Origin of the sequence: Bradyrhizobium sp. i1.15.2 (genome assembly GCF_040548425.1) — a bacterium.
In the GTDB taxonomy this organism is placed as follows: domain Bacteria; phylum Pseudomonadota; class Alphaproteobacteria; order Rhizobiales; family Xanthobacteraceae; genus Bradyrhizobium; species Bradyrhizobium canariense.
The window spans coordinates 169,689-191,477 of the sequence record NZ_JBEPRQ010000005.1 but is presented as its reverse complement, the minus strand read 5'-3'; the positions used below and the strand labels follow the sequence as shown (position 1 = coordinate 191,477).

General features: G+C 65.1%; 18 protein-coding genes and 1 pseudogene. 6 read left to right on the top strand and 13 right to left on the bottom strand.

The genetic code is table 11. The annotated features are described in order from the left end of the window. Positions 1 to 16 precede the first annotated feature (16 nt). Positions 17 to 787: a hypothetical protein gene (locus ABIB80_RS12570; RefSeq protein WP_354127530.1), complete on the bottom strand. Its 771-nt coding sequence runs from the start codon at positions 785 to 787 to the stop codon at positions 17 to 19. 293 nt (positions 788 to 1,080) lie between these two features. Here ABIB80_RS12570 and ABIB80_RS12565 point away from each other — a divergent pair, with 293 nt between their 5' ends. Genes ABIB80_RS12565 through ABIB80_RS12555 form a run of 3 tightly spaced genes read left to right on the top strand, consistent with a single transcriptional unit; the run spans position 1,081 to position 5,131 of the window. After that, on the top strand, positions 1,081 to 2,112 hold the full coding sequence (locus tag ABIB80_RS12565; protein ID WP_354127529.1) for an ABC transporter substrate-binding protein: 1,032 nt from the start codon (positions 1,081 to 1,083) through the stop codon (positions 2,110 to 2,112). Beyond that, the gene (locus ABIB80_RS12560) at positions 2,109 to 4,802 is read left to right on the top strand and encodes a hybrid sensor histidine kinase/response regulator (protein WP_354127528.1); all 2,694 of its coding nucleotides are present in this window, start codon (positions 2,109 to 2,111) and stop codon (positions 4,800 to 4,802) included. Before ABIB80_RS12565 ends, ABIB80_RS12560 begins: the two co-directional genes overlap by 4 nt. 14 nt (positions 4,803 to 4,816) lie before the next feature. Further along, positions 4,817 to 5,131 carry a hypothetical protein gene (locus ABIB80_RS12555; RefSeq protein WP_354127527.1) on the top strand — a complete coding sequence of 105 codons (315 nt, stop codon included), beginning with the start codon at positions 4,817 to 4,819 and terminating at the stop codon, positions 5,129 to 5,131. 37 nt (positions 5,132 to 5,168) lie between these two features. On the opposite strand, the gene ABIB80_RS12550 is transcribed toward ABIB80_RS12555, so the two are convergent. Beyond that, entirely contained in the window at positions 5,169 to 6,080 is a 912-nt protein-coding gene (locus tag ABIB80_RS12550; protein ID WP_354127526.1) for a LysR family transcriptional regulator, read from the bottom strand. Between the two features lie 130 nt (positions 6,081 to 6,210). Between ABIB80_RS12550 and ABIB80_RS12545 the strand changes: the two genes are divergently transcribed. Further along, complete coding sequence (locus ABIB80_RS12545; RefSeq protein WP_354127525.1) at positions 6,211 to 7,149, top strand: ring-cleaving dioxygenase; 939 nt, start codon at positions 6,211 to 6,213, stop codon at positions 7,147 to 7,149. Beyond that, positions 7,146 to 7,772: an alpha/beta hydrolase gene (locus tag ABIB80_RS12540; protein WP_354127524.1), complete on the top strand. Its 627-nt coding sequence runs from the start codon at positions 7,146 to 7,148 to the stop codon at positions 7,770 to 7,772. The genes ABIB80_RS12545 and ABIB80_RS12540 overlap by 4 nt, the downstream gene beginning before the upstream one ends. A gap of 43 nt (positions 7,773 to 7,815) precedes the next feature. On the opposite strand, the gene ABIB80_RS12535 is transcribed toward ABIB80_RS12540, so the two are convergent. From ABIB80_RS12535 to ABIB80_RS12505, 7 genes are all read right to left on the bottom strand, one after another. Beyond that, positions 7,816 to 8,790: a magnesium transporter CorA family protein gene (locus ABIB80_RS12535; protein WP_354127523.1), complete on the bottom strand. Its 975-nt coding sequence runs from the start codon at positions 8,788 to 8,790 to the stop codon at positions 7,816 to 7,818. Between the two features lie 354 nt (positions 8,791 to 9,144). Continuing rightward, complete coding sequence (locus ABIB80_RS12530; protein ID WP_354127522.1) at positions 9,145 to 10,638, bottom strand: ABC transporter substrate-binding protein; 1,494 nt, start codon at positions 10,636 to 10,638, stop codon at positions 9,145 to 9,147. Positions 10,639 to 10,692: 54 nt separating this feature from the next. After that, positions 10,693 to 11,697: an ABC transporter ATP-binding protein gene (locus ABIB80_RS12525; RefSeq protein WP_354127521.1), complete on the bottom strand. Its 1,005-nt coding sequence runs from the start codon at positions 11,695 to 11,697 to the stop codon at positions 10,693 to 10,695. Next, a complete protein-coding gene (locus ABIB80_RS12520) occupies positions 11,694 to 12,707 on the bottom strand; it encodes an ABC transporter ATP-binding protein (protein ID WP_354127520.1) in 1,014 nt (337 codons plus the stop codon). The genes ABIB80_RS12525 and ABIB80_RS12520 overlap by 4 nt, the downstream gene beginning before the upstream one ends. A gap of 2 nt (positions 12,708 to 12,709) precedes the next feature. After that, on the bottom strand, positions 12,710 to 13,603 hold the full coding sequence (locus ABIB80_RS12515; RefSeq protein WP_007593200.1) for an ABC transporter permease: 894 nt from the start codon (positions 13,601 to 13,603) through the stop codon (positions 12,710 to 12,712). Beyond that, complete coding sequence (locus ABIB80_RS12510; RefSeq protein WP_007593201.1) at positions 13,600 to 14,550, bottom strand: ABC transporter permease; 951 nt, start codon at positions 14,548 to 14,550, stop codon at positions 13,600 to 13,602. Before ABIB80_RS12510 ends, ABIB80_RS12515 begins: the two co-directional genes overlap by 4 nt. A gap of 96 nt (positions 14,551 to 14,646) precedes the next feature. Then, positions 14,647 to 16,068 carry an amidase gene (locus ABIB80_RS12505; protein WP_354127519.1) on the bottom strand — a complete coding sequence of 474 codons (1,422 nt, stop codon included), beginning with the start codon at positions 16,066 to 16,068 and terminating at the stop codon, positions 14,647 to 14,649. Between the two features lie 120 nt (positions 16,069 to 16,188). Here ABIB80_RS12505 and ABIB80_RS12500 point away from each other — a divergent pair, with 120 nt between their 5' ends. Further along, positions 16,189 to 17,076, top strand: coding sequence for a LysR family transcriptional regulator (locus tag ABIB80_RS12500; RefSeq protein ID WP_354127518.1), 888 nt, complete (start codon positions 16,189 to 16,191; stop codon positions 17,074 to 17,076). Between the two features lie 129 nt (positions 17,077 to 17,205). Here the strand turns inward: ABIB80_RS12500 and ABIB80_RS12495 are convergent. From ABIB80_RS12495 to ABIB80_RS12480, 4 genes and pseudogenes are all read right to left on the bottom strand, one after another. Beyond that, positions 17,206 to 18,163 (bottom strand): annotated as a pseudogene (locus tag ABIB80_RS12495) (IS5 family transposase). Between the two features lie 209 nt (positions 18,164 to 18,372). Then, on the bottom strand, positions 18,373 to 19,308 hold the full coding sequence (locus ABIB80_RS12490; RefSeq protein WP_354127517.1) for a carbohydrate kinase family protein: 936 nt from the start codon (positions 19,306 to 19,308) through the stop codon (positions 18,373 to 18,375). 6 nt (positions 19,309 to 19,314) lie between these two features. Then, on the bottom strand, positions 19,315 to 20,955 hold the full coding sequence (locus ABIB80_RS12485; RefSeq protein ID WP_354127516.1) for an FGGY-family carbohydrate kinase: 1,641 nt from the start codon (positions 20,953 to 20,955) through the stop codon (positions 19,315 to 19,317). A 38-nt stretch (positions 20,956 to 20,993) separates the two neighbouring features. Continuing rightward, a complete protein-coding gene (locus ABIB80_RS12480) occupies positions 20,994 to 21,767 on the bottom strand; it encodes an SDR family NAD(P)-dependent oxidoreductase (protein ID WP_354127515.1) in 774 nt (257 codons plus the stop codon). Between the last annotated feature and the right edge of the window lie 22 nt (positions 21,768 to 21,789).

The window sequence follows — 21,789 nt, the reverse complement described above, 5'->3', positions numbered from 1 at the left end:
TCGTGGCCGCGCGGCATCAGAACTGGCCGGGCGGCAGCTTGAAGATGTCGGGGCTCTTGGCGTCGGCCACGTAGAACAGCAGCAGGCTGGTCGGCGTCAGCACGCGCTGGTTGTTGTCCTTGTTCTCGAACGTGCCCTGGAGAAGCAGGATGACCGAGCGATCCTTGGCGTCGCTGCCGCGGAACATCACGATGCCGCCGTTGACGGGCATGTTGACCGCGATGGAGTCGGGCTTGAAGCCCTCGCTGAGGAAATGGGCGCGCAGGATGTTGGCGTTGGAGAACAGCTTCTCCGGCGTGATCGCCGCGTCGGTGCCCTTCGACCAGACCGCGCCGACCTGGATCAGAGATTTGGACTTGTAGCCGAACACGTAGGAGAGCTCGGCGGTGCCGCCGTTGGGCAGCAGCTCGGGCGCCGAATACAGCAGGCTGTGCGTCAGCTCGGACGCATTGTCCTGCGCCCTGACGGCGTCGGGCTTTGCGCCGAAATCCTTGGCTATCGCCGCGCGCACGTCGGCCTCGTTCATCCCGAACTTGGCCGAGCGGAAGCCGTCGATCAACTTGGAATCGGTCGCCTTGGACTTGTCGTCCGGGGCCGCTGTCTCGGCCGCGGCTGCCGACGTCGCGCCGGCGGCGACCGGCGTACCGGCTGCTGCGGGAGCTGCACCGGCGGCTTTCGGTGCCGGCGCAGCTTTTTGCTTCGGTACGGCGCCCTGGGCCGCAAGGGGTCCCGCTGCAACGGTGGTGAGCAGGCCGACGAGGGCTGGAACGAGATAGATTTTGCGCATCGAAAACCTTCGAAAAAGTAGAAACAACGCTTCAAAAATCGGCAGCTACGAAATCGGCCTCCCCGAACCGTCATCACGACCGAGACGGAAAATGTTGCAACGCCGCGGTGCGTTACAAGGTGTCACGGAGGAGACGAGGCTCGAAACGGCGACTCTTTGGCGGCGTAGGAATACGGTATCGGGCCGCCAAACGCTGCGAACGAGCAGTCACAAACGCATTTTTTCATCAATTGTGGATGCCGGCCGTTCGCGCTAAGCATCGGGTTGGGGCAAGCCACCATGCAAAGAATGTCATGACCGAACGGCCTTCCGCTCTCGCGGTCGATCGCCGCGGGTTCATTCGCCTTGCGGGCACAACCGCCGCGGGGTGGCTGGCGCTCGGCGCAGCATCTGATCGCGTGCGGGTCGTGGCATCGCTGACGGCATTGCCGCTCGACGACGAACTGACCAGAAGGAGCATGATCGACAGCCCGACCTCCCGCCTGGGCGGCCTCATCGTGGGCTTGAGGCAGCGAGGCTGGGTCGAAGGCGTCAATTTCCGCCTCGAGCTCCGTTCGACCTTCGGTGCGCCGGATAGACTGAAAACCGCGGTCCAGGAATTGCTGGCGCTCAAGCCGGATGTGATCCTGACCGGCTCGACGGTCGAAACCGCGGCCGTCCTGGAAGCCACGAAAACCATCCCGATCGTGTTCGCGACCGCCAACGATCCCGTCGGCAACGGCTTCGTCGAAAGCCTCGCCCACCCCGGCGGCAACGTGACCGGCTTCACCAACAGCAGCGCCGAGATGGGTGGCAAATGGCTTCAGCTCATCCGGGAGGCCGTGCCGGATCTTGCGCGCGTCGGTATCCTGTACAACCCGGCGACCACGCCTCGCGGCGGCCGCTTCTTCCTCGATTCCATCGAGCAAGAGGCAGCACTGTCCGGCGTGTCCGTGGTCCCCGCCCCCGTCAGCGCGCCATCGGAGATCGACGAAGCCGTCAGGCCCTTTTCCGAAGCGCCCAAGGCGGCGATGATTGCGCTGGTCGACAGCTTCCTGGTGGTCCACCGGCAGGCTGCGGTGGCCGCGGCGGCCAAATATCGCGTGCCCACGATTTACCCGTTCTACTATTTCATGGATGCGGGCGGGCTGATGAGCTACGGGCCGACGCTCGAAGTGCGCTCGGCTGACTATGTCGATCTCATCCTGCGCGGCACCAAGGCCGGCGATCTGCCGGTGCAGTCGCCGCGGAAATACGAGCTCCTGATCAACCGCACGGTCGCCCGCACGCTGGATTTGACGATCCCATTCACGCTGCTCGCGCGCGCCGACGAGATCCGCGAGTGAACGAGACGATCGACCAGGGAGATCTGCGGCCACCTCCCGGCCGGCTGTTCCGCAAATATCTCTACTCGATCGTCGCACTCGCTTTTGCCGCGCTCGCCATCAACACCGGCTTCGACGTCTGGTTCTCCTATCGCGAGCAGAAGCAGCTCCTGGCGGCGACCCAGCGCGAGCAGGCAGCAAGCGCCGCCATCCAGATCGGCCAGTTCATTGGCCAGATCGAAAACCAGATCAGGTGGCTCTCGCGCCTGCCCCCCGAGTTGTCCACGAACGAGGACCAGCGCCTTAACGCCATCCGCCTCCTGCGCCTCTCGCCTGCGATTGCGGAAATCGCCGAGCTCGACGCCCAAGGCCGCGAGCAGGTGCGCGTGTCGCGCCGTGTCGCGGACAGGATCGGCAGCAAGGCCGACCTCTCCGCTTCGCAGGCCTTCCGCGGCGCCAATGAAAGCCGCGCCTATTGCGGGCCGGTCTACTTCCTCGGCGACACCGAGCCGTTCATGACGCTCGCCACGCGCGGAACGGGCCTCACGCCGGATGTGATTGTCGCCGAGGTCAATCTTCGCTTCATCTGGGACCTCGTCGCCGGGATCAGAGTCGGCAACACCGGCAAGGCCTATGTGGTCGATCGGATGGGGTTGTTGATCGCGCATCCCGATTTGTGGCCGGCATTGCGTCGCAGCGATCTCTCCGGCCATGCCGACGTGCGCGCCGCGCTCGATGGCGTCGGGCCGCCCGCCGGCGGCCTGGTCAAGGAAGATCCGTCCGGTCAACGCGTGCTGTCGACCTCCGCGACGGTCCCCTCGCTGGGCTGGCTGGTGTTCGTCGAGCTGCCGCTCACCGAAGCCTACGCGCCGATCTATGCGTCGATCGGACGCTCGACTTTTCTCCTGGTCATCCTGCTGGCATGTGCGGTGCTGGTCTCTCTGTTTCTAAGCCGGCGCATGACCGTGCCGATCCAGATCCTGACGCAAGGCGCGCGGCGGATCGGCAGTGGCGACCTCGGCCTGCGGCTCGCGATCAAGACTGGTGACGAGCTGGAGGCGCTGGGCGATCAGTTCAATCGGATGGCCGCTCACTTGCGCGAATCCTATGCGACGCTCGAGCGCAAGGTGATCGAGCGCACCTCCGAACTGGAAAAGACCCGCGACCAGGCCCTTGCCGAGCACGATGCCGCCGAGCGCGCGCGCAGCGCGGCGGTGGCGGCCAACGAGACCAAATCGCGCTTTCTCGCGGTCGTCAGCCACGAGCTGCGCACGCCGCTGAACGGCGTCATGGGCGTGCTGCAACTGCTCGACGATGGCAGCCTCGGCGAGGCGCCGCGGCGTCACCTCACGACGGCGGCCGCGTCGGGCGAAACGCTGATCGCGCTGGTCGACGGCATCCTCGAATATGCGCGCCTGGAGGCCAGCGCCGAGACTCTGGAGACCCGCGATTTCCGCCTCGACCAGCTCATCGAAACGGCGGCCGATCTGATGCGGCCGCAGGCCTCTCACAAGGGCCTCTCCTTCGATCTCGCCTGCGATGCGACGATCAATACCTCCGTGCACGGCGATCCGGTGCGGCTCAATCGCATTCTGCTCAATCTGATCGGCAACGCGATCAAGTTCACCCCGCGCGGCGGCATCGGCCTGAGCGCAGCGGCCGACGGACATGACGATCATGTCCTGCTGCGCATCACCGTTCGCGATACCGGCATCGGCATCGCGCCCGACATGCACGAGCGGATTTTCGAGGATTTCGTCCAGGCCGACGACAGCATCGCGCGGCGGTTCGGCGGCACCGGCCTTGGACTGGCGATCGCGCGGCGCCTCACCCACCTGATGCGCGGCGAGCTGACGGTGGCGAGCACGCCGGGTGCGGGCAGCTCGTTCATGCTTGAGGTCCCGCTTGGCCTCGCCGCGAGCGGCATCGCGCAAGGCGCGGACCAGCCGCCATCGCGGCAGCTTCGCGTGCTGCTGGTCGACGACGACCCCGTCAATTGCGAGGTCGGCGAAGCGATGTTGAAGAGGCTCGGCCACCACGCCACCATCGCCACGAACGGCGCGTCGGCCATCGCACTCGCCCGCGATCACGCGTTCGATATCATCCTGATGGATCTGCACATGCCCGACATGGACGGCGTCGAGGCGGCATCGCGGATTCGAAAGCTCGGTCTGCCCACGATGCCGCGCATCATCGCGGTAACCGCCGACATGTCACGCCGCGCCCGCGAGCGGCTCGCGGGCGCAGGCATTGCCAGGATCGTCAGCAAGCCGATCCTGATCAATGCGCTGCGCGAGGCGATCGAGGACGATGCCCAGAACCAGCCGGCCGCGACGCAGCTCGCGGTAGGCGCATTGATCGACCGGCATTTCCTTGCCGACCAGAAGGAGCTGCTGGGCGCGGCGCAGATCGCAAAACTCCATCATTTGCTGCGGGAGACCAGCGAGAAGCTGATCACGGACATTACCGAAGCCGCCGCGGCCGGCGATCGCAAGCAGCTCGCGCGGTCCACGCACCAGCTCGGCAGCGCCGCCGGCGCGCTCGGCCTGGTCCGCCTGTTCGAGCGCTGCAGCGAGGTCGAGCTGGCAGCAGCCTCGATGTCCTCGCCGGAATCCCAGAGCGCCGCACGCGAGCTCGCCGCGATTCGAAACGCTTCGATGAGTACGCTGGATGAATTGCTCTGGCCTGCCGAAGATCGTACGGTCAACTAGACGATCCCCTCGGCATGACGATGCGCGAAATAGAACTCGACGCCAGCAGCTGGAAAACTGTTCAGGACTTTCGACTGGCGCTTAAGATTGCGATAGGGGCGCCGGAATGGCATGGCGACATTATGGGAGCTTTTCTAGACTCGATTTTTGGAGGCGGGATGAACGCCCTCAAACCTCCCTATGTAATCAAAGTCGTGACCACGGCCAAATTGGTGCCCGACGTCAAGGAGATGGTCCACGACTTTTCATCTGCGATTGCGAGGACACGAGCGCGTAGGCTTGCGCGCGTTGGCGAGGATGTCGCGGTTCGGTTCGAGATCGAAAACTAGGGAAAATCTGGTCGTGCGCTCATAGCCCTGCGCCCCGTTAGCGGGTTCGCACACCCGCTTCGTCATCCCGGCCAAACCGCTCCACCAGGAAATCGATGAACAGCCGCACCTTCACCGACAGATGCCGGGTCGGCGGATAGACCGCATAGAGCGCGAGCGGCGGCGCGGAATACTCGTCCAGCACCGTTCGCAGTTCGCCCTTTCGCAAAGCATCCGCAGCGATGAACTCCGGGAGCAGCGCGAGCCCCCTGCCCTTGATCGCGACATCGCGCAGCACTTCGGCATTGTTGACGCAGAGCGACCAGGCCGGCTGGATCCAGTGATCGCCGTCGATGCCGGTGAGCTTCCACTGATTGCCCGTGAGCAGGAAGCCGTAGGTCAGCGAGGCGTGCCCGCGCAGATCCTGCGGATGTTTTGGGGTGCCGTGACGCGCCAGATAATCCGGAGAAGCGCAGATCATGCGCGCTACCGGCATGATCTTTCGCGCGATCAAGCTCGACGATTCCAATTCCGCGATCCGCAAGGTCACATCAAAGCCGTCCTGGACGGGATCGAGCAGATCGTCGCTGAGCACGAGCTGGAGCTGCAGCTCCGGATATCGCGACATGAAATCGGCAAGCACCGGCCCGAGCCGCAGGGTGCCGAACGACATCGGCGCGTTGACGCGCAACAGGCCGCGCGGCGCCGACTGGGCTTGCGCCACGGCCTGGTCGGCCGCCTCGATCTCCGACAGGATCACGACCGCGCGCTCGAAATAGCGCTGGCCGTTCTCGGTCGGGCTCGCATGGCGCGTGGTCCGGTTAAGGAGCTGCACGCCGAGGCTCTCTTCGAGATCGGCGATGTATTTGCTGATCGCCGAGCGTGACAGCCGCAACTGCCGGCCCGCCTCGGCAAAACTGCCGCTTTCGACCACCTTTACGAAGGCCCGGAGACTGGCGACCTTATCCATGGACTGGCGCCGGCGATTGTTTCCAAATCGTAGACATAGACGTCATATTTGCATGGATTGTCTCCAATCTAAAGCGGAACGATATTTCCGGCCAGAGCAAGACCGCTCCCCGAATTCAGGAGGACGACCAATGTCTGGACTGCACCATGTCACCGCGATCGCCGGCGACCCCATCAGGAATTTCGGCTTTTACACCCGGGATCTCGGCCTGCGCTTCGTCAAGAAGACGGTCAATTTCGACGATCCCGGCACCTATCATTTCTATTATGGCGACGAGACCGGCCGCCCCGGCACCATCCTGACCTTCTTTCCCTGGGCCGGCGTGCCGGCCGGGCGCCGCGGCGTCGGCGAGACGCACCAGACCGCCTTCCGCGTGCCGCAAAGCTCGCTCGGCTATTGGACGCAGCGCTTCGTCGAGAAGGGCATCGCTTACGAGGCGCTGGAGAAGCGCTTTGGCGAATCCGTGCTGCCGTTCACGGACCCCGATGGCATGGCACTCGCGCTCGTGGGCATTCCCGGTGCCGAGAGCGAGCCCGGCTGGAGCAATGGCGACGTCCCCGCCGAGCATGCGATCCGCGGCTTCCACGGCGTGACCTTGCTGCTCGACAGCGCGGCAAAGACGGCGGCCGTCCTCACCGACGTGTTTGGCTTCAAGGAGACGGCGCGCGAAGGCTCGGTGATCCGCTTCAAGGCACCGGGCGATGTCGAAGGCAGCGTCGTCGACATCTACGAGGCCAAGGGCTTCTTGCGCGGGCACCAAGGCGGCGGCTCCGTGCACCACATCGCTTTCCGCGCGGTCGACGACGCCGAGCAGGGCAAGATGGCGCAAAAGCTCGTCACCAATCACGGCCTGCACCCGACCGAGCAGAGGGACCGCAATTATTTCCGCTCGATCTACTTCCGCGAACCCGGCGGCGTGCTGTTCGAGATCGCGACCGATATCCCCGGCTTCGCCGTCGACGAGCCCGTTGCGACACTGGGACGTGACCTGAAGCTGCCGAGCTTCCTCGAAGCGCAGCGCAAGCAGATCGAGGGTGTTCTGCCGAATTTGGAAGAGAGGGTGTCGTGACCGAGAATTCATTCATCCATCGTTTCGAGCCCGCAACCAGCGCGGACTCTCCTCCACTCCTGCTGCTGCACGGCACCGGCGGCGACGAGAACGATCTGCTCGGGCTTGGCAAGATGATCTCGCCCGGCTCGGCCCTGCTCTCGCCGCGCGGCCGCGTGCTCGAGCACGGTATGCCGCGCTTCTTCCGCCGCTTGGCCGAAGGCGTGTTCGACGAGGACGACGTGCGCCGCCGCGCGCACGAACTCGGCGGCTTCGTCGCGGAGGCACGGCAGCGCTACGGCCTCGCCGCGCCGGTCGCGGTCGGCTTCTCCAACGGCGCCAACATCGCAGCCGCGCTGTTGCTGCTGGAGCCGGACGCGCTGGCAGGCGCGATCCTGCTGCGCGCCATGGTGCCGCTGTCGGATCCGCCGAAGGCTGAACTCGGCGGCAAGCCCGTCCTGCTTCTGTCAGGGCAGGCTGATCCGATCGTTCCGGCGAACAATTCGGCGAAGCTTGCCTCGCTGTTGTCGGAAGCCGGAGCGCGGGTCGAACACAAAGTGTTGCCGGCCGGCCATCAATTGTCGCAAGCCGATGTGACGCTCGCCCGCGACTGGATCGGCACATTCGCCGCCGAAGTCGTCTGATCCCGAAGAGCGGCGCATCGTTGTCGAACGGTGCGCCGCTATTTCATTCGAACCAGCCGCGCCGCTTGAACCAGATCAGCGGCAGCACGCCGCTGGCAATGATGGCAAGCCAGGCCAGCGGATAGCCGAACGTCCAGTCCAGCTCCGGCATGTGCTTGAAGTTCATGCCCCAGATGCCGACCAAAATCGTGGGCGGCACGCCGACGACCGAGACGATGGTCAGGATCTTGAACAGCTCGTTCTGCTGGATATTGATGAAGCCGAGCACGGCATCGAGCAGAAGCTGGATCTTGTCCGACAATCGCGTCTCGTAATCGCCGAGCGAAGCGACATCCTTCGAGACGGCCTCGAGGCGCTTCTTCGACGCGGCCGTGATCCATTCACTCCCGACATCGCCGGCAAACGAGGCGACGCGTCCGACGCCAAGCAGGACATCGCGCGCGTTGGCGAGCCGATCGGCCAACTCCCCGATGTTCTCCAGCGCCTCGCGCATCCGCCGGCTGGAGCGAACCGGCCGCTTGGTGCGAACGAGCCCGCCTTTGAAGACGCCCCGCGAAAGCCTGTCGACCTTCGCGCCGAGATGCTCCAGAACATCGGCGCCGCGGTCGACCATGGCCTCGACCAGGCTGGTGAACACGCACATGCCGTTCTCCAGGCTGTCGTCGGAACCGATACGCTCGCCGATGTCGTCGAAGATCGGCAGCTGCGCGAAGCGCACCGTCACCAGCACGCGCGGGCCGATGACGAATCCCACCGGAGTGATCTCGGGCTCGTTGTCCTCGTTGAGCCGGACCGCCGGCGAGCTGAGATAGAGCGTGCCGTTGTCGAGGATCAGGCGGCTCGACGCTTCGATCTCGCTGAGCGAATCCTCGGACGGAATGCGTATCCCGAGCAATCGTTCAACGAACTGCTTTTCCTCCGCGGTCGCGTCCAAGAGATCAGCCCAGATGATCTCGGACGGCATCTGCGCGCCGATCTTCTGCCAGTCGCCGGATGGCCACCTGTACAGTTTGAGCAAGAATCGAACTCCGCATACCCTCGCGCCGGATCGCACGGCATGCGGCCATCCTGCGCCAAGCTAACGCATGAGGGTTCCGAACGTTCAAGGTCGGGGAGCATCGAACCGGCGGAATCAAACCAAGCGGGCGCAGCCTTCTTCGATGATGCCATCATGCCAGTGTTTTGCCCGACGCGTCAACGGCATCGCGCAACGCGAAGCCATTCGATCGCGTGACGCGCAAGTCATTGAAATAACTACCCCCGGCTACTGTGCATGGGGTTGTTTTTCAGGTTTTTGTTTGGACCGGCCTCGTGACTATCGCTTCGGTTGGGAGAGATCGTCACCGAAATCGCGCAATCGACCTGCGCCACCCTACTCCCATGCCCACATCGAGAAATCGTTCTCAAACTGCGGGACCTCCTTCCAGACGCCTTTCAGCTTCTTGCTGATGACGGTGGGCCATTGCGGCTGGAACAGGTAGGCGGAGGCTGCGTCGGTTGCCAGCATGCGCTGGGCGTCGCCGAGAAGCTTGGCACGCGCCGTGTCATCCGGCGTCGACACGATCTGCTTGTACAGTGCGTTGAAGGCGTCGTTGTTGTAGCCGAGGTAATAGTCGGGCTCGGTGACCTTGACGAGGTCGAATGGCTCGACGTGGCTGACAATGGTGAGATCAAAATTATGCGGGCCGTTGGGCGCGAACACCTGCGACAGCCATTGCGCCCATTCCACGTTCTCGATCTTGGCGATGATGCCGACCTTGGCGAGCTGGGCCGCGACAATCTCGCCGCCTTGCCGCGCATAGGGCGGCGGCGGCAGCTTCAGCGACAGCTCGAGCGGCGCGGTGATTCCAGCCTCGGCGAGCAGCTTCTTGGACTTGTCGGGATCGTAAGGGTTGATGCCGGTGGTATCGACATAGCCGAGCGATCCCGGCGTGTAGAAGCTGCCGATCGGCGTGCCGAATCCTTCGACGGCACCCTCGATGATCGCCTTGCGGTCGATCGCAGCGAGAATCGCGCGGCGAACGCGGACGTCGTCGAGCGGCTTCTTCCGATGATTGATGGCGACAATGGTCTTGGCTTTGGAGCCGCCGATCAGCACCGTGAAGCGCGGGTCGGCCTTGAACTGGGCAACGACGCGAGTCGCGATGCGCGGAAAAGCGTCTACGTCGCCCGAGAGCAGCGCCGCGGCCTGAGCCGCGGGATCAGAAATGAAACGGATCGTCACCTTGGAGAGCTTGATCGCCGATGCGTTGCGATAGTCGGCCCATTTGTTCAGGGTCATCGACGACCCCTTGGCCCAGGCGCCGAACTGGTAAGGTCCGGTCCCGACCGGCTGCGTGATATTGGTGGCAGCGCTTTTCGGCTCGACGATCGAGGCGCTTGCCTGCCCCATCAAGAACGGGAAGTTCGGCTCGGGGTTTTTCAGGGTGATCACGACCGTGTCGGCGTCGGGCGCGGCAACGGACTCGAAGCTCTGGAACAGGCTCTTGTCCTTGTTGGTGCTGGTGGCGACAGCATTGCGCTCGAACGAGAACTTCACCGCGGCCGAGTCGAACGGCTCGCCATTGTGGAATTTGACGCCCTTGCGCAGCTTGAACGTATAGGTCTTCAGATCGGGCGAGGCCGTCCAGCTCTCCGCCAGCAATGGCGAGGTCGAGCCGTCTTCGTTGATCTTGGTCAGCGTCTCGTAGATGTTGTAGAGCGTGACTTCGGCGATCGCCGCTGCGGCGGCGTTGGTCGGATCGAGCCCGGGGGGCTCCAGCGTCATGCCCATGACGACGCTGTCCTTCTTGCCTTGCGCCAGTACCGGCAAGGGTGCCGCAGCAAACGCAGCGGCACATGCAACGACGAATAATTTCCTGAACATGCGTAACTCCCCGGCCTTCTGTTGTCCCAGCCTACGCCAATCCCGGCGCGGACGCTAACCTTCGACGGGCAATTGCGGCAACGCCATCACGGCTTCCGCCTTGTGACAGGCGGCCAGATGCGTCTCGCCCACCTTGCGTAGCTCAGGCAGAACCTCGCGGCAATGCTGATCGGCCAGCGCGCATCGCGAGACATAGGGACACCCGGTCGCGGCCGCCGATTGCGAGGCGATCGCCTGGGCCCCGCGCCGGCGCCGGCCGCCGCCGGCGCGCACCCGCGGCACGGCATCCAGTAGCGCTCGCGTGTAGGGATGGGCGCAGCGCTCGAACAAATCCTCCGGCCGCCCCTGCTCGACGACACGGCCGAGATACATCACCGCGACCTCGTCGCAGAGATAGTCGACGACGGCGAGATCGTGGCTGATCAGGACGTAACTGAGACCGAACTGCTCCTGGAGGTCCTGCATCAGGTTCAAGACTTGCGCCTGCACGGAGACGTCGAGCGCGGAGACCGGCTCGTCGGCGACGATCAGCTTCGGCTGGGTGATCAGCGCGCGCGCAATAGCGATGCGCTGGCGCTGGCCGCCGGAGAATTCGTGCGGATATTTCTCCGTATCGGCATCGCGCAGGCCCACCTGCCGCAGCACCGCGGAGACGCGGGCATGAAGCGTCGTGCGATCAATCCCCTCCAGCACGGTCAGCGGTTCGGCGACGATACGCGCGATGGTCTGGCGTGGGTCCAGCGATCCATAGGGATCCTGGAACACCATCTGGAAATCGCGGCGGGCGCGGCGCAATTCGTCGGCGGAGATGCGGTTGAGGTCGCGGCCGAGCAGCGCGACCTGCCCCGATGTCGGCCGCTCCAGCGCCATCACCACCCGCGCGAAGGTCGACTTGCCGGAGCCGGATTCGCCGACGATGCCGAGGCTCTTGCCGGCGTCGACCCGCACGCTGACACCGTTGAGCGCGCGCACCTGCCCCGGCGGGCGGAACACGCTTTCGCGCGGCAGCGTGTAGCGCTGCACGATATCCTTGACGTCGAGAAGAGGCGCCGTGCTCATGCGGTCAGCGCTCCGACGCGTTCGGCCATGGAGACGTCGGTCCGGATGCAGCGCACGAAGTGGCCGGGTCCGACGTCCACCATCGGTGGAAGCGCGGCCCGGCACTGCTCGATCACGAGCGGACACCGATCGGCGAAGGTGCAACCGGACGGCAGATCGGCGAGCTCCGGGACCGTGCCCGATATCGTCATCAGCCGCGTCCCCTTGCGTGCGCCGAGTTTCGGCCGGGCGCGGAACAGGCCTTGCGTGTAGGGATGTCCCATCCGGCGGAACACCTCGTCGGTCGGTCCGCTCTCGATGATCGTGCCGCCGTACATCACCATCATGCGTTGCACGCTCTCGGCGATGACGCCGAGATCGTGCGAGATCAGGATCATGGACATGCCGCGCTCCTCGACGAGATCGGCGACGAGGTCGAGGATCTGGCCCTGGATAGTGACGTCGAGCGCCGTGGTCGGCTCGTCCGCGATCAGAAGGTCCGGCTCGCAGGCGAGTGCCATCGCGATGGTGACGCGCTGACGCTGGCCGCCGGAGAACTGGTGCGGATAGGCATCGACGCGCCTCGCCGGATCGGGCAGCCCGACGCGGTCGAGCAGGGCGATCGTTTCTCGCCGCGCCTGCGATGCCGAGTATTTCTTGTGACGCCGCAGCGGCTCGGCGACCTGGTGGCCGATCGTGTGCATCGGGTTGAGCGCGGTCATCGGCTCCTGGAAGATCATGCTGATGCGATTGCCGCGCAGCCGACAATAATCCGCGTCCGACAAACCAGCGAGTTCGCCACCATCCAGCTTGATGCTGCCGGTGACGACGGCGCTGTCCGGCAGCAGCCCCATCAGCGACAACGCCGTCACCGACTTGCCGCAGCCGGATTCGCCGACGAGCCCGAGCGTCTCGCCGCGCTTCAGGGCAAAGCTGACGCCGCGCACAGCCTGGGCCGGCCCGCGGCTGGTGTTGAGGCGCACGCCCAGGTTCGCAACCTCGATCAGCGGCATGGTCGAGCGCTCACCCATCCTCATCGCTCCCGCGCCAATCGAGGGTCGAGCAGATCGCGCAGTCCGTCGCCGAGCAGATTGAGGCCGAGCACCGCGATTGCAATCGCAGCGCCCGGATAGACCGCGAGCATCGGCGACTGGAACAGCAGCGTCTGCGCGTCGTTCAGCATCCGTCCCCAAGACGGCTGCGGCGGCTGCGTGCCGAGACCGAGATAGGACAAGGCGGCTTCGGCAAGAATCGCGAGCGCAAACTGGATCGTCGCTTGCACGATCAGGATCGACAGGATGTTGGGCAGCACGTGCTCGATGGTGATGCGAAACTTGCCCTTGCCTGCCGCGCGCGCGGCCAGCACGAATTCGCGCGCCCAGATCGCGTTGGCCGAGCCGCGCGTCAGCCGGATCAGCGTCGGGATCTGGAAGATGCCGATGGCGACGATCGAGGTCACCATGCCCGGCCCCGCGACCGCGGCGAGCATGATCGCGGAGAGCACGGCCGGAAAGGCGAAGGTGAAATCGGAGAAGCGCATGATGATCTCTTCGGTCCAGCCCCGCCTGGCCGACGCGATCAGACCGAGACAGACGCCGAAGGTGAGGCCGATGCTGACCGCGATGATGCCGACCATGATGGTGGAGCGGGCGCCGGCCAGCAGCAGCGAGACGATGTCGCGGCCGAAGACGTCAGTGCCGAGCCAGTGCGCGGCCGAGGGCGGCCGGAGCTTTGCGGCGATGTCGATCTCATAGGGCGACCAAGGCGTCCACAGCAGCGACAGCAGCGCCGAGGCGAGAACCAGCAGGCTCAGCGCGCCGCCGAGCACGAAGCTGCGATGACGCAGCGCGCGGCGCCAGAAGGTCCGGGCCGGCAGAGGGCGCGCTGTGGCCGGCGCATCGACGAGGGTGGTCAGCGGCGCGCTCACAGATCGTGGACCTTGATGCGGGGATCGACGAAGGCATAGAGCACGTCGACCACGAAATTGACGATGACGACCATGGTCGCGAGCAGCATCACGCAGTTGCGCACCACGATGAGGTCGCGGTTGGCGATCGATTGGAAGATCAGGCGGCCGAGGCCCGGCAGATAGAACACGTTCTCGATCACGATGGTGCCGGCGAGCAGATTGGCGAATTGCAGGCCCATCACCGTCATCACGGGAATCATGGCATTGCGCAGCACGTGCTTCCACAGCACCTCGCGCTTGCCGAGCCCTTTTGCGCGCGCCGTGCGGACGAAATCCTCGCGCAGCACTTCCAGCACCGCCGAGCGCGTGACGCGTGCGAGGATCGCGGCCTGCACCACCGCGAGCGATACCGCCGGCAGCAGCAGCGACTTGATCCCGATCCAGATGCCGTCCTCCCAACCGGGAAAGCCGCCCGCGGACAGCCATTGCAGCCGCACCGAAAACAACAGCACCAGCAGGATCGCGAACCAGAAATTCGGCAGCGCGATGCCAACCTGCGTCAGTGACATCACGCCGACGTCGCCGAGCTTGTTGTGGTTGGCGGCGGTGTAGATGCCGGCCGACAGCGCCAGCGTCACCGTGATCAGCATGGACATCATCGCGAGCGGAATGGTCAGCACCAGCCGTTCCGCGATCAGGCTTGCGACCGGCGTGCCGTAGACATAGGAGTTGCCGAGATCGCCGACGAGCAGCCCCTTGATCCATTGCAGATAGCGAAGCGCCAGCGGCTGGTCGAGCCCGAGCTTGACGGTGAGCGCGCGGACCGCATCTGGCGAGGCGTCGGCGCCCATCAGCATCTGCGCGGCGTTGCCCGGAAGAGCATCCAGCACCAGGAAAATGATCACGGACGCGCCGACCAGCGTCGCCAGCAAGGTCAGCACACGTCGGAGGACAAATACGCTCATGCGCGCTCGGATTCAGGGCTCATCCGCAGCACGATCAACATGTCCGAGCACCGGAGGCAAGTGCTTTGCGAACAAGTCCTTTGCATGTCCCTCTCCTCAAGCCGGCCAGCGGGACAGGAGGTCATGCGAGGCTTCGAACAACGCGCTCGCGCGCAGCAAGTCGGCATCGCTGCGGAAGCGGCCCACGAGTTGCAAGCCGATCGGCAGGCCGTCGCGGCCAAAGCCGCAGGGCAGACTGATCGCGGGGTGCCCGGTCATGTTGAACGGCATGGTCCAAGGGAACCAGTGCGGCCGGACGCTGTCAAACTGCCTGCCGTCGATCTCGATGGTGCCGAACAGATCCTGATCGATCGGCAGGGCGGTGCGGGTGATGGTCGGCATCGCCAGCAAATGCCCGCGCGCAAGCAGGGATTGCACCCGGCGGAACAGCACCGTGCGGGCGAACATCGCCTCTTGATAGGCGACGCCGCTGACGTCGGTGGCAAGCGCAAGCTGCTTGAGGAAGGCCTCGCTCAGCGCGTCCCCATGCTCGGCCGCGAGCTTTGCAAAGCGCGTCCGCCAGACCGTGTGATTGATGGCGCGCCAGATCGGCTCGATGTCGAACCCCTCGCCGGAGAATTCCTCGAGCTCGGCGCCGAGCCCTGCCAACCGATCGAGGCTCACCTTGAAGCCGGCCTCGACATCGGCAGAGACGGGGCGTCCGGGCGGCGAAAGGCAGTACAGGATCTTCTGCCCACGCAGATCGCCGCGCGGCGCGGCCGTGCCGACGAAGTCGGGCACGGGAACGCCGATCGACCAGGGATCGCAAGAATCCTCGCCGGCCATCGCCTGCATCATCAGCGCGGTGTCGGCGACGGTCCGAGTCATCGGCGTGACATAGGTCTGGTTGCCGAACACGTCCAGCGCCTGGCTATGCGGGATGACGCCGTTGCTCTGCTTCAGCCCGACAACGCCGTTGCAGGCGGCGGGAATTCGCGTCGAGCCGCCGCCATCGGTCGCGATCGCCAGCGGCGCGATGCCGCTCGCCACCGCCACCGCCGCGCCGCCGCTGGAGCCGCCGGAGGAACGCTCGGCGCTCCACGCATTGCGGGTGCGGCCGAACAGCGGCGAGTCGGTCAGGCATTTGCTGCCGAATTCGGGCGTCGTGGTCTTGCCGATCAGGATGGCGCCTTCCGCGCGAAGCCGCGCAACCGCGACGGCATCCTCGTCCGGAACATTGTCCCTGTAGGGAATGGCGCCGAAACTGGTCTTCACGCCCTTGGTGTTGACAATGTCCTTGACGGTGACGGGGATGCCGTGCAGCAGGCCGAGCGGCCCGCCGGCCATCAGCTTGCGCTCTGCCTCGCGCGCGGCGGCAAGCGCCTCGTCGCCGCAGATCGTGATGAAGCAGTTCAGTTCGGGCTGGAGCGCTTCGGCGCGGGCGAGCACCGCGCGGGTGAGCTCGACGGGCGAGATCTGCTTTGTCGCGATGAGGCCGCGCAGCACGGTTGCGGACAGCAGGCAGGGATCACCGTTCATCGTCACTTCGCTCCGAACCCGGCCGCCGGTGGCCGATAGCATTGACAGCCAGGATGACAGTTTTGTTAACTCGCCGCCAATACGATTTTGAACACCAACCCATACGTTTTCGGTATGCCAATGGATCTTCGCCGGCTCCGCTATTTCGTCGCCGTCGCCGAGGCGCGCAGCGTCGGCAAGGCCGCCGAGCGGCTGCGGATGGCGCAGCCGCCGCTCTCGGTCCAGATCCGCAAGCTGGAGGCCGAGGTCGGCGCGCCGCTGTTCCGCCGCGGCACGCGCGGCATGGATTTGACCGAAGCGGGCCAGGCGCTGCTAGCGCGCGCCGGCGAGGCGCTGGCGCTGGCGGCTGACGGCATCGAGGCCGCGCGCGCGGTCGCGGCCGGCAGCCGTGGTCGGCTGTCCGTCGGCTACATGTTCGTGCTGGCGAACGCGATGCTGCCGCGTCTCATCCCCGAGCTCCGGCGATCCATTCCCGGCATCGATCTCGATTTCGCCGAGCTCAGTGCTTCGACCCGCGAGGCGCGGCTGCTCGACCGCAGCGTCACCGTCGCGCTCTGCATGCCAGCCATCAACCATCCCGAGATCCAGGTGGCCCGGATCGGCGCGCAGCCGTTCATGCTGGCGGTACCACACCGTTCGCCGCTTGCGCGCCTGAGCGCGGTGCCGATGATACGACTACAGGGCCGTCCGCTGATCGCGCTGCCGCCGCCGGAGCGGGACCCCTCCTCCTCCGCGGTCGCAGCCCTGCTGCGGCGGCATCAGATCGTGATGCCGATTGCGAGCCGGGTGCAGACGGTGCATTCGGCGATGAGCCTGGTTCTCGCCGGTGAAGGCCTCGCCATCCTGCCGGCCTGTGCCCAGCTCGGGGCGCCGCGCGGGGTCGTGTTCCGGCCGTTGCGCGATGCAAGCGATTCCATCGACATCGCGGTCTGCTGGCGGCGCGACTCCCAGACTCCGCTGATCCACACTTTCCTGAAATGCGCCGAGAAGGCGGTCGCGCGGCTGTGAGACGTGCTTCCCCTCTCCCCTTGTGGGCCTGTTGCGCTATTGGCTTTTGAGGCTGAAGACGTCGAGAGAGAAGGTCTGGGTCGCGACAGGCTCCGGCCAAGACTGTGATTGTCGCCCTCGGCGGGCGGCTCAGGCCGCGATCGCGGCCCATTTCCTCATGTTGAATGCGATGGAGGCGAGCAGGATTTGTCCGCTTGCCTTCATGAGACCGACGTAACGGATGTAGGTCAGCCGCATCCGGCGTTTGAGGGTAGCGAAGGTGGTCTCTACCGTCGCCCGTCGTCGAGAGATGAGTAGGTTGTAGCGTTTGAGCCTCGGTGGCAACTCTGGGTGATGGCGGTTGGGACGCCGGGCGATGCGGGGCTTTTTGCCTTCCGCCTTCAGCCGGGCTCGTCTGGCATGGGTATCGTAAGCCGCATCGGCCCACACCACGGCTTCATCGCCACGGATCAACTCATCAGCCGGCGTGGTGGTTGACATTGGCGGGCGTCGTCAGCACCGCGCGGATCAAGCCGGATCCTTCATCAACACCCACATGGGCCTTGTAACCGAAGGTCGAACCGCTCTTGCCCTGCCGCTTGGCAAAACGGGCGTCGGGATCGTTTGAAGGACGATCCTCCTTGGGAGGAGCCGACACCGCCTGGATCAAGGTTGCGTCCAGCATCGTGCCGCGCTTGAGGATGACGCCGGCATTCTCAAGCTGACGATCCAGTTCGCCAAACAGCTTCTCCAACAGACCTTCTTCAACCAGCTGGTTCCGAAAACGGTTCAGAACCGTGTGGTCGGGTGTCGCATCTTCGAGGCTTAGACCGACGAAGCGCTTGAACGACAACCGGTCGCTCAGCGCCTCTTCGAGCTCGCGTTCCGACAGACCATAGAGCGACTGCAATAGCAGGGCGCGAAACAACACCAGCACCGGATAGCCTGGACGACCGGGGCTCCCTTCATCCCGCAAATGGCCGATCAGCTTCTCGAACCGGTACCACTTGACTAACCCCGACAGCCGATCCGGCGCTGCATTGGCACCTGCTCCCTTCGGGAGCCAAGCCTCAATAAAACTCGGCTGCCCCGTCTGCTTCACCGCCATCGTCATTCCTCCAACGCTTTGCCTTAGAGAATCACAATTGACGGATTACGCAACAAGCCCCTTGTGGGAGAGGGTGGCTCGCCGCGTAGCGGCGAGACGGGTGAGGGGTTCTCTCCGCGCGTGACCTCATGCTTGTGAATTCGCGGAAGCAACCCCTCATCCGGCGCTTCGCGCCACCTTCTCCCACAAGGGGAGAAGGAAAAAGCGAATTACCAGCTCCAACTGATCTCGTGGCTCCAGGGCGGATCGGCGCCCGGACGGGTGCAGGTCAGCCCAGCGCAATTGGCGGCAAAGGACAGCGCGCGGCCCAGCTCGTCCGCGCCGATATCCTTTAGTTGTTGTCGGGCGAGACGTCCTTGCTTGTGCAGGGCGAACAACAACGCCGCCTGAAAACTGTCACCCGCGCCGATGGTGTCGGCGACCACGACCTTGGGGGCGGCGACCTCGATCTGCCCTGCCCCCGCATGCCACGCGATCGCACCGTTGTCGCCACGGGTGATGACGACGAGGCCCGCGCCCCGTGCGAGCAGCGTGCTCGCACGCTGGTGATATAGCTCGTCGGCGAACAGATAGGTAAAATCGACGTCCGACATCTTGATGAGATCGGCGCTGGCCGCAAACTCGGCCATGCGCGCGAGATAAGCCGGCTTGTCCTTCACGAGGTTGGGCCGGCAATTCGGATCAAAGGAGATTGTCGAGGACGCTCGTGCGTCCGCGATCAGGGTCCTGGTCTCGGTCGCGCCCCGGTCGTTGACCAGTGTGGTCGAGCCGACATGGAGGGCTTCAACAGTATCGAACGGAATGGAGCCGCGCCGGTAGGTCCAGTTCCGCGTCGCGGTCTCGGCGTCGTAGAAGGCGTAATGCGACTCGCCGGCGACGATGCGAACGAAGGCGAGCGTGGTCTGGTGTTCGCTGCGGGTGGCGAGCGCGAGCTCGACATTGGATGCAGCGGCGTGGTCGGCGATCATGCGCCCGAACAGGTCGGTCGAGATGCCGCCGACAAAGCCGGCCGGCGCGCCCAGGCGCGCCATGCCGATCGCGACGTTGAGGCAGGAGCCGCCGACGGCGGGCATCACCGCTTCGCGCCCGTCAATGTTTGGCGTCGGGACGAAATCGATCAGCGCATCGCCGCAGGAAATCAACATCCGTTTTCAAACTCCCACTCGCATCGCGGAGCGGCTGCGGCGATCGACCTCGCGCAGCAATCTGTAGACCTCGCGCTTGCGGACGTGAAAGGCGGCGATGTCGGGCGTGGTCGGCTCGCTCTTCCGTCCCAGCGCCGACATCTTTGCCATGGTCTCCCCGATCGAGGCATAGGCGCCGCCGGCGACGGCGCCAAGCATGGCGGCGCCGAGCAGCACCGGCTCCGTGGTCTGCGGCAGCGCCACGGTGAGGCCAGTCGTATCGGCCATGATCTGCCGCACCAGCGGACTGCGGCTGGCGCCGCCGCCCATGATCATGATGCTGGAATGGACGCCATGCGCGGCAAAGGCCTCGATCACCTCGGCAAGCCCATAGGCGAGCCCGCACAGACCGGCGACGAACAGCCGTTCCATCGAGGCGATGTCGGTGTCGAGATCGAGGCCCGCGATCACCGCGCGCGTATCAGGATCGGCGTAGGGCGAGCGGTTGCCGATGAACTCGGGAAGCACATGGACGTCGCGGGCCAGCAGCGCGGCGCGGCTGGCGCCGCCTGCGCGTGCGATGATGCGGCGCTCGAGAAACTCGATGAGGTCGAGGCCGTCGCCGCGCGCAGCCGCGCTCGCTTCGGCGTGGCCGGGATGCGATTTGAGAAGATGGTCGATCGCAGCGCCCGCAGCGGACTGCCCGCCCTCGTTAAGCCAGAAATTCGGCACCATGCCGGAGTAATAAGGACCCCACACGCCCGGCACGAAGCACGGCTCCTTGGTCGTCGCCATGATGCAGGCCGACGTTCCCATGATGTAGGCAAGGCGGTCGGAGACATCTGTGGCGCCGTCCGACCCGTCGCGGCCGCCGATTGCGCCGATGCCGCCGGCGTGGGCATCGATCAGGGACGCTCCGACCGGCGTGCCCGGTGACAAGCCAAGATCGGCAGCTGCCGTACCGGTTAGACCGGCGCCGAGCCGCGTGCCGGGCGCGACAATCTCGGTCCCGATGCGGGCGTATTTCTCGTTGACGAAGTCCGACAGGCCGATGCGCTTGAAGAATGGCGCGCTCCAGCCGCCGCCGTCATGGGCGAGATAGTTCCATTTGCAAGTGACCGTGCAGGTCGAGCGTTGCAACGAGCCAGTGGCGCGCCAGGTCAGGTAATCCGCAAGATCGAAGAAGTGCCCTGCGGTGTCGAAGCTCACGCGCATATGCCGCTTCAGCCACAGCAGTTTCGGCATCTCCATCTCGGGCGAGATCGAGCCGCCGACATAGCGCAGCACGGCATCACCGGTTTCGTTGATCAGCCGCGCCTCGGCCGTGGCGCGGTGATCCATCCAGACGATGACGTTGCGCTGCCTGTCGCCGGAGGCGCTGATGGTGAGCGGCTCGCCTTGCCGGTCGAGCACCACGAGGGAGCAGGTGGCATCGAAACCGATACCGCCGACGCTGTCGGGCGCGATTGTAGCTTCCGCCATCGCGGCCCGTACCGACGCCGTGCAAGCGTCCCAGATATCCTGGGACGACTGCTCGACGACATCGCCGGCCTCATGCCAGATCCTGATCGGATGTTTGGCCGTCGCCAGCAAGGTGCCCGCCTCGTCGAACACCCCTGCCCGCGTGCTATTGGTCCCTACATCGACGCCGATATACGCTCGCGGCATTGTCGCCCCCGGAAGCTCTCGTCAATTTTGACGCAAGCCTACCAGCAAGTGTAGCCGCCATCCACCAGCACGATGCTGCCGGTCATCAGGCTCGCGGCCTCAGAAGCCAGGAACAGCACGACGGAGGCGATCTCCTCGACCTGCCCCATCCGTGCCATCGGGGTTCCACCGATCCAGGCATCGTACATTCTCGGATTGCTCTTCACGAAGGCGTTGAGCGGCGTCTCGATATAGGTCGGCGCGACCGCGTTCACGCGGATGCCGCGCGCCCCCCATTCGGCGGCGAGCGATTTCGTGAGATGGTGCACGCCGGCCTTGGACGCGTTGTAGAAGCACTGCTCCTGCGGCTTGTTGACGATGAATCCGGACATCGATCCGACATTGACGATGGCACCGCTCCTGGCGTTGAGCATGTGCTTGCCGAACTCGCGGCAGCACCAGAAGGTGCCATTGAGATTGACGTCGATGACGTTGAGCCAGTGCTCGTCGGTCACGGTCTCCGCCGGTGTCTCGCTGCGGGCGATGCCGGCATTGTTGACGAGGATGTCGATCTTGCCGTGGCGGGCAACGAGGCCGTTGGCCACTTCCGCCACGCGCCTGGTGTCGGTGACGTCCATGATCGCCGTCTCGATGTCGTAGCCTTTCGCCTTCAGCTCGGCTTTCGCACTGTCGGCGACTTTGCTGTCACGATCGCCGATGACGACCCGGGCGCCGGCTTCAGCCAGCGCTTCGGCGCAGGCGAGCCCAATGCCCTGCCCGCCGCCGGTGATGAACGCGATCTTGCTGTTCAGCTTGAATTTTTCCAGGTACATTTTGGTCTTTCCGGTTTTCTTG

Coding starts and splice junctions, on each gene's coding strand:
- ABIB80_RS12570 (WP_354127530.1), bottom strand. CDS start 787: ATGCGCAAAATCTATCTCGTTCCAGCCCTCGTCGGCCTGCTCACCACC.
- ABIB80_RS12565 (WP_354127529.1), top strand. CDS start 1,081: ATGACCGAACGGCCTTCCGCTCTCGCGGTCGATCGCCGCGGGTTCATT.
- ABIB80_RS12555 (WP_354127527.1), top strand. CDS start 4,817: ATGACGATGCGCGAAATAGAACTCGACGCCAGCAGCTGGAAAACTGTT.
- ABIB80_RS12550 (WP_354127526.1), bottom strand. CDS start 6,080: ATGGATAAGGTCGCCAGTCTCCGGGCCTTCGTAAAGGTGGTCGAAAGC.
- ABIB80_RS12545 (WP_354127525.1), top strand. CDS start 6,211: ATGTCTGGACTGCACCATGTCACCGCGATCGCCGGCGACCCCATCAGG.
- ABIB80_RS12530 (WP_354127522.1), bottom strand. CDS start 10,638: ATGTTCAGGAAATTATTCGTCGTTGCATGTGCCGCTGCGTTTGCTGCG.
- ABIB80_RS12525 (WP_354127521.1), bottom strand. CDS start 11,697: ATGAGCACGGCGCCTCTTCTCGACGTCAAGGATATCGTGCAGCGCTAC.
- ABIB80_RS12520 (WP_354127520.1), bottom strand. CDS start 12,707: ATGGGTGAGCGCTCGACCATGCCGCTGATCGAGGTTGCGAACCTGGGC.
- ABIB80_RS12510 (WP_007593201.1), bottom strand. CDS start 14,550: ATGAGCGTATTTGTCCTCCGACGTGTGCTGACCTTGCTGGCGACGCTG.
- ABIB80_RS12505 (WP_354127519.1), bottom strand. CDS start 16,068: ATGAACGGTGATCCCTGCCTGCTGTCCGCAACCGTGCTGCGCGGCCTC.
- ABIB80_RS12500 (WP_354127518.1), top strand. CDS start 16,189: ATGGATCTTCGCCGGCTCCGCTATTTCGTCGCCGTCGCCGAGGCGCGC.
- ABIB80_RS12490 (WP_354127517.1), bottom strand. CDS start 19,308: ATGTTGATTTCCTGCGGCGATGCGCTGATCGATTTCGTCCCGACGCCA.
- ABIB80_RS12485 (WP_354127516.1), bottom strand. CDS start 20,955: ATGCCGCGAGCGTATATCGGCGTCGATGTAGGGACCAATAGCACGCGG.
- ABIB80_RS12480 (WP_354127515.1), bottom strand. CDS start 21,767: ATGTACCTGGAAAAATTCAAGCTGAACAGCAAGATCGCGTTCATCACC.